We start from the raw sequence: 2,756 nt of genomic DNA, 5'->3' as shown, positions 1-2,756 counted from the left end.
AATAAAGAGGCTGTCTAAAAAGTCATAATTTCGTCAAACCGAACTTGATTCGGTTTCGCATAACAGTTGAAAATCAGCTTTATGAGATTCTGGATCAAGTCCAGAATGACGACTTCTGAAACTTTCCAGACAGCCTCTTTTTTATGCGCAAAATCGTAAAATATTTATGTATCTACGCAAATACTGGTGTTTCTGCGCTTATTTCTTGTCTATATTGAGATCAGTTAACAAACCACAAAACTATAACTTATGAAGAAAAAGAATTTAAACAAAGAATTCACTTTTGAGAAGCTTGTTTTTAAGAAAGAAGTTATTTCTGCAATGACTCCAAAAAGCACAAATAAAGTAAAAGGAGGAAATATGTGCCATGACACAAATTGTACAATGGATCCATGTCCAACATTCTTGACAACTCGAATTTACAGTGGCGGAAGTATGCCAGCTTAATTAATATGTGAATACAATCATTTTTAAATTACGAATGCAATAACTAAAAATTATGAAAAAACAACTTAGAAAATTATCATTAAATAAAAAACAAGTAAGTCATTTAACAGAAGATACATTAAAAGGAGGAACAAGCTGGCCACCAAGAGAAACACCGACAGATAGCTGTTTCTTTAATTGTGGAGAAACTGGTGGGCAAACAGGTTCATGGTGTCTTACTGGGAATCAAACGAACTGTCAGTAAACTATAATTCACATATACTTAAAAAGCTTCTCATTTGAGAGGCTTTTTTTATGAGTAGTTTTTTATGGGAAGCTATATTTTAATCGATTTTTCTTTAAACGCTTTCTCCATTTCTGCTTTCATTACATCGTCTAAATTTCGGTACCAATCTACATGTTTGGACCATTTGCTACAACCGCCAGGAATACTTGGACATCGAGTATCTTCCCAAGTTTTACTGCATTTCGGACATCTTCCCGCTGTAGCGAACGTATTCCATACATGACCGCAACTACATTCCCAATACGCGCCGCCATCCGGTTTCCAATTACATTTTGGGCAAATTATTTCTATTTTCATGATCGTATATTTTTAATGCTACTGTTTATTCCTTTTGAGATGCATCAATTGAATTGATTTACACATTGCAATTAAAAATATACGAATCTTCTTGAAAGTCAAAATTTTTGTAAGAATTTTTATATTTTATTAAGAATTTTTGCAGCTTCTATCAAGGTTTCTTCCGTTTTGGCAAAACAGAAACGCAACAGTTTATGATCTTCTTTATTTGTGTTGAATACCGAAAGCGGAATAGAAGCAATTTTGTGTTCTTTGGTCAATTTTTTAGCGTATTCTGTATCGAGTTCGTCGGTGATATTTTCATAAGACAACACCTGAAAATACGTTCCTTGCGATGGTGTCCATGTAAAACGTGAATCTTTGATTGCGTTGAGAAAGAAGTCTCGCTTTTCCTGAAAAAATGCAGGTAGTTGCAGATAGTTCTCAGGATTTTTTAAGTACTTCCCTATTCCAATTTGCATCGGATGATTTACTGAAAACACATTGAATTGATGCACTTTTTTGAATTCATCCATCAAGCCTTTTGGCGCTACACAATAGCCCATTTTCCAACCTGTATTGTGAAATGTTTTCCCAAAAGATGCAGTGATAAAAGCGCGTTCGGCAAGTTTTGGAAATAAAGCGGCACTTTGATGTTGTGCGCCATCAAAAATGATGTGTTCGTAGACTTCATCACTGAGTAAAATGATATTTGTATTTTCTAGTATTGCGCTTAATTCTAACATATCAGCTTTCGACAAAACCGTTCCGCTAGGATTGTGCGGTGTATTGATAATCATCATTTTGGTTTTTGAAGAAATCTTGCTTCGCACTTCGTCCCAATCAACTGCAAATTCTTTTCCTTTCAATTGAATCGGAATCACTTTTCCACCGTGCGTTTCTACGGCTGGCGCGTAACAATCGTACGCAGGTGTAAATATGACGACTTCATCTTGCGGACGTACAAAAGCACTTATTATGGTAAATATTGCTTGTGTTGCGCCTGCTGTTACCACAATTTCCGTGTCAGGATTGTATGTTTTTTGGTATAAATACGTCATCTTTTCCGCGATAGCTTCCCGTAAAATCATGGCACCTGGCATTGGTGCATACTGATTGTAATTTTCGCGCAATGCTTGCTGTACCATTTCTATGAGTTTGGAATCGGAAGGGAAATTTGGAAATCCTTGTGATAGATTGATCGCGTTTTCTTTTGCTGCCAATTGGCTCATTACCGTAAAAATTGTAGTCCCTACATTGGGAAGTTTTGACGTATGTTGGATCATTTTTGGGTTTTGGGTTTTGGGTTTTGGGTTACTAGTTTACTGTCTTTTCATTTCTTGACATTAACTTTTAAACTACATTATTCGTTGTCTGTTATGAGTTGTCAGTTTACTAATTTACTACCTGTTTCTTTCTTAACCTAAACTTTTAAACTCTTAAACTTCATTACTTGTCAATTTGTCCGTTTTGCTTTTGTTGATTTATTTTTGAAATTTCTTTGAAGCAACTGAAAACCGAAAACTTTTTTTTACCACGAATTCACGAATGTTTCTGGGTTTATTCTTGTAGAGATTTGCTCGAATTTTGAAATCAAAATCTAAACTCGTAAACTTTATTGTTTGTCGAATTTTTCGTTTTGCTTTTGTTGATTTGTTTTTGAAATTTCTTTGAAACAACTGAAAACCGAAAACTTTTTTTTACCACGAATTCACGAATGTTTCTGGGTTTATTCTTGTAGAGATTT

Annotated in this window: 4 protein-coding genes; 2 read left to right on the top strand and 2 right to left on the bottom strand. The window is 34.7% G+C overall.

The features are described 5' to 3' along the window. Positions 1–249 precede the first annotated feature (249 nt). A complete protein-coding gene (locus tag AB8B65_RS01755; RefSeq protein ID WP_405299076.1) occupies positions 250–447 on the top strand; it encodes a hypothetical protein in 198 nt (65 codons plus the stop codon). A gap of 52 nt (positions 448–499) precedes the next feature. After that, positions 500–691 (top strand): class I lanthipeptide, encoded by a 192-nt coding sequence (locus AB8B65_RS01750; RefSeq protein WP_405299075.1) that lies wholly within the window; start codon positions 500–502, stop codon positions 689–691. A gap of 72 nt (positions 692–763) precedes the next feature. Here the strand turns inward: AB8B65_RS01750 and AB8B65_RS01745 are convergent, their stop codons facing one another. Continuing rightward, positions 764–1,030, bottom strand: a complete 267-nt coding sequence (locus AB8B65_RS01745; RefSeq protein ID WP_405299074.1) for a hypothetical protein — start codon at positions 1,028–1,030, stop codon at positions 764–766. 119 nt (positions 1,031–1,149) lie between these two features. Beyond that, a complete protein-coding gene (locus tag AB8B65_RS01740; protein ID WP_405299077.1) occupies positions 1,150–2,292 on the bottom strand; it encodes a methionine aminotransferase in 1,143 nt (380 codons plus the stop codon). Positions 2,293–2,756 lie beyond the last annotated feature (464 nt).

Source organism: Kordia sp., assembly GCF_045105435.1.
Taxonomy (GTDB): domain Bacteria; phylum Bacteroidota; class Bacteroidia; order Flavobacteriales; family Flavobacteriaceae; genus Kordia.
The sequence above is the reverse complement of the archived record's forward strand: the minus strand, read 5'-3'. Positions and strand labels throughout refer to the sequence as shown.

Excerpts from the sequence above, each read along its gene's own strand:
- AB8B65_RS01755 (WP_405299076.1), top strand. The coding sequence starts at position 250 with ATGAAGAAAAAGAATTTAAACAAAGAATTCACTTTTGAGAAGCTTGTT.
- AB8B65_RS01750 (WP_405299075.1), top strand. The coding sequence starts at position 500 with ATGAAAAAACAACTTAGAAAATTATCATTAAATAAAAAACAAGTAAGT.
- AB8B65_RS01745 (WP_405299074.1), bottom strand. The coding sequence starts at position 1,030 with ATGAAAATAGAAATAATTTGCCCAAAATGTAATTGGAAACCGGATGGC.